2 protein-coding genes and 1 pseudogene are annotated in these 4393 nt (G+C 46.7%); 2 read left to right on the forward strand and 1 reads right to left on the reverse strand.

Features of this window, described 5'->3' with window-relative positions; genetic code table 11:
• The first annotated feature begins 85 nt into the window (after nucleotides 1-85).
• A complete protein-coding gene (locus AC1DLB_RS28580; protein WP_477786144.1) occupies nucleotides 86-1276 on the forward strand; it encodes an ApeA N-terminal domain 1-containing protein in 1191 nt (396 codons plus the stop codon).
• Between the two features lie 409 nt (nucleotides 1277-1685).
• On the opposite strand, the pseudogene AC1DLB_RS28585 reads toward AC1DLB_RS28580, so the two are convergent.
• A pseudogene (locus AC1DLB_RS28585) lies at nucleotides 1686-2906 on the reverse strand (IS1182 family transposase); the annotation flags it as partial.
• Between the two features lie 343 nt (nucleotides 2907-3249).
• On the opposite strand from AC1DLB_RS28585, the gene AC1DLB_RS28590 reads away from it, so the two are divergent.
• Nucleotides 3250-4326 (forward strand): hypothetical protein, encoded by a 1077-nt coding sequence (locus AC1DLB_RS28590; protein ID WP_477786145.1) that lies wholly within the window; start codon nucleotides 3250-3252, stop codon nucleotides 4324-4326.
• The last annotated feature ends 67 nt before the right edge of the window (nucleotides 4327-4393 follow it).

A 4393-nucleotide genomic window follows, 5' to 3' on the forward strand; every position in this document is an offset into this window, starting at 1 on the left:
CCTAAATACTGTCTCCCAAGCATATTTTTGACGCGACATTTCGTATATAAATAAGTCAGACAGCTTTTTTAACAACGGATTATCAATGAAAGATGATTTTGATTTCTCTAGCAAATTTGAGTACGACGTAGAAGTTTATGATGACGACCAAGGCGTCATAGGTCAGGGACAGCTTTCATTTGGCGACGGAACATTGATTCGCATACAGTTTGATTTGACGCAATACTATGAAGCTCCGCAACGTGAGTTCTCGATTCTTAAGGCAAAAGCAAAAGATGGGCAGAAGCTCACGCTACTCAATTGCGAGCTTGAAAGGTATTCGCTATACGCGGACTTTGTCGTACTTGGCGACATCAAATCTGAAATCACCTATTTTCATATAAAATATGGAGATGCATCTGATTGGTTTTTGCGTGGACAATATGTTACCGGCCAAATTGGCGAAAATATTATCTGGAAAAACCAGGTGCCTCAGCTATCGGTAAGCGTCAATACGACGGATGAGAACTTCTCTTTAAAGACCGATACAATTGGTAGTCTAACTAAGCGTGGCGAAGACCATGTAATACATGAACATACGCGCTTTATTTTTGAGCGGACGGATGGTGGATTTTCAGTAAAGGAGGTAAAAGAGAAATCGTTTGAATTATCTACTTTATTGTCTGTATTAACTGCCAATGCTATTTCCATTGCAAATGTATGGGTTGGATGTGGTGCGAGCTACGCTATGCCTATTTACTTTTCGGCGTTTAGAAAAGTAGATCGAGAATCTTCAAGAGGCGAGTTTTGGCTAAGCTGCTTAGCTCAAAGACACTCATTAGATGATAAATGGCAGTCGGTGTTTGATCGATACTACGCATCCAATTACAGGAAGACGTCGTGGGTTCGCCTTGCCGGCATGCAACGTTATGAGGGGTTTTGGGAGTTCAAAATTCTTGGCTATGTAAGTTTGCTTGACGAGTACGTTAGCTCCTATGCAGCAATGGCTAATCAGAAAGCTACCAAAGCTGAAAGCAAGCGGGTAACTAAATTTGTAGAGCAGTTAAAGTTACTAAAGCACCCTTTAAATGATGCGCAATTTAAAGATATAGAATCTCTCATCGGAACAGTTTTTTTGATGTCGCGTGATCTGACATTCAGAGAGAAATACGACTACGCGATAGGATTAACAGACAAGGATATTCTAAAAGTTATAAATTTGACAGATGATGACTTTTCATTGATAAAAAGGCCGGTGACGGCCCCATTATTAATGCTTGTTTTACTCAAAGTTTGAACGGTGAGCTAACATACTCTGAAGAATACAAGGCGATGTACGAGGCATGGATTAAAGATCGATCTCGGGCGAGCAATAAAATTATCGACGCCTTTGGAGTCGCGCCGGAAAGATTCAGCGCCGTGGGGAGTCTGTATTTAGAGCATGGAGATGAAATAAAAGAACTACATGGGGCATACATCATTAGAGATGTTTGATTTAATATTTTCGCCAATTTGGGTGGCAGCTCAAATCGATCAAACAACTGATCGCTTCGGCTAGGGGCATCCCGACGCAAAATGAATGTCTCTTTATGGTCCAGAGTGTGTAAAAACGCTCATAACCTGATCGTCTTGAGCCATTGACGTTCGTTGGCTGAGCGATCGCACGGTCAATGCTTCGAGTCGCACCGGTCGCGACCTGGAACACGTAACGTTGTTTTTACAGCCTCTGGAATGGGCCAATGCTCCCAGCGTCGAATTCGTCGTTCCGTGCTCGGGGTGCACTGCGATTTCAACGCGCAGCCCCGGCATTTCGAACTCCAGTAACGATGCAAATTCAGGCCTTTTTCAACGTAGGAGTAGTGCCAGACCAGCGCCTCGCCAGCCGGGCAAATGTATTCGTTTTTTGCCGCGTCATATATGAAGGCATCGTTATTGAAACGCCCGTCAGCCTTGGCTCCAGAGGTCATCGGTTTGGGCACATAGGCGGTGATACCGGCATCGTGACAAGCGAGGATTTGTTCGCTTTTGAAGTAACCTCGGTCCGCCACTACCGACAACGTTTCTGACGCCATCGCCTCGCGGGCTTGCTTAGCCATCGAGCTGAGTTGATCGCGGTCGGAACCAACGTTGGTCACCTCATGCGCAACGATCAAATGGTGCTGCGTGTCGACCGCTGTCTGCACGTTATAGCCAACAATTCCCGTGCCGCGCGTCATCATGGATCGGCTGTCTGGATCGGTCAGTGAGACCTGTTTATCCGGTGATTCATTGAGCTGGATTTCGATCGCCTGAAGCTCCTTCATTTGAGTTTTGAGCTTGGCGATTTTCTCTTCCAGCCGCACGGCACTGGGCTCGGAAGATGGAGGTTCTTGCCGATCAGCAGCATCGAGTGCTGCCAGGTAACGATTGATACTCGATTCAATTTCTTCCATGCGCCGTTTCAGTTTGGCGCTGGTGAAATTGCGGTCGCGGTTGTTGACGGCTTTGAACTTACTGCCATCGATCGCGACCAGATTTTCTCCGAATAATCCCAACTGCTGACACAGCACAACGAACTGGCGACAGACGCCTCGAATGGCCTTGCTGTTGTCCTTTCGGAAGTTGGCGATGGTCTTGAAATCCGGCATCAAACGTCCGGTCAACCACATCAGTTCGACGTTACGTTGGGCTTCTCGCTCCAGGCGTCGGCTCGACTGGATGCGGTTGAGATAACCGTAGATGTAGATCTTCAACAAGACCGAGGGATGGTAAGCAGGTCGGCCAGTGTCGGCTGGAATGGCACCTTCAAAACCCAGATTGACCAGGTCGAGTTCGTCGACAAAGACATCGACTACGCGTACCGGATTGGTATCGCTGACGTAGTCGTCGAGGCTCTCGGGAAGTAAGGTGCCTTGGCCTCGATGTTCACCTTGGATAAAGCGCTTCATGGGCGATCCTTGCGATGAAATCCTCAGAAATCATAGCAAGGGTTCGCGGAGGCGTTTTTACACACTCTGGGCCGGATGCAGCCCTTCACGACAGGCAGAAATCGGCCAAAAGCGGTCATCCATAGAACGCCTCGCCAAACGAGCTGAATGCTTGGAAAGAGTCGTGGCAAATAATCATGATCGCCCTCTCAGAATGCTCCACGGGGCGGACGATGCAGTTGGAGCTCAACTCTTACTGACCAGCCCTCAGGAAAGACACCCAGCCGAGAGTTTCTAGTGCGTAGAATTTTCGAACAGGCGTATTATATTCCGAAATATTTAATTTGTAGTTTGGGATGGAATAATGGCGAATAGTAAAGATGAAACAGCAGAGTATTACTGGACTAGAGTTTTCACCAAAGAGAATATTGTCGAGTACGGGCAGGCAGCTCTAGATCTATGCTGTTTCTGGGTTAAGGTTTTGAGTGCGCTTGTTAGGCGGGATGGACAAGATCCGCATTTGACGTTTTATAAAAAAATAGTTCAGCATCTTCAGGAGAAGGAGCTTTCTCAAGTTCTACCGCGCGATCTTCCATCTGATAAATTTATCTTTATAGATACTGTTGTTTCCGGGCGAGCAGTCGACGAAATCCTCGAGGCGTTCGAGCTTGAGGGATTAGATAAATTTCATCTAATTCTTCTGATTGATCGTAATGGAGACTCTATTCAGGGTGTATACAAGCGGCGAATTGAGGCTCTAGTGGCTGAGGGGCGCTGCACGCTGTTTCACTTGAATAGCCTTTGGACAGAGGATAGAGGCCCGTCTGTGAGTGGAGTGTGGAGCACCGTGTATCCACAGATTCTTAATGAACTTCAAGGGCGGTTTAGTTGGTCTGATGATTGCTATGGTGCTGGTTCTTTCTACCATAAAGTGTCCAGCGCCCAGCTAGATGTCCATAGTGGAATCGGCAATCCAGATTACAACATGCCTATGACTAGGCTTCATGCCTCGATATCAGTAATGCTTCATTTGGTTGTAACTACTCTGCAGCAGCTTGAAACGATGGCTGACGCAATGCCTGAGCAAAAGAGCACTTTCATTAAAAAGATGGAGCTGAGCCTTGACTTCCATTTGGCGATGCTAAAAGAAGATCTCGATGAACTTATTTTACTTTCGCCATTAGAGCAAGAGACGACATTAAAGCTTGCCGAACCAAGAGTTCACCAGAAATTTCCAAATGCCAGAGTTACCGTATCTAGTTCTCATCTAGTTCGCGTCGAGTTGCCCCGAGACAAAATTGAAGATTTATTTACGGATTATGAGCGCGCCATGCGCAACCATGATCGCAACGCGCTAGGAGATGAATGGTTCCGTCAGGAAAACAGCTGGTCAGTGGCAGTTGAGCAGTTAATTCAGGATAGGCTCCGTACGAAATCCTGATGAATCTAATCATTGCCCCACAGCCCTGAGGATTTTGTAGATTCCCCGGCCATGTGAGGTTTCAGAA

Source organism: Pseudomonas sp. 05N434 (assembly GCF_056396965.1).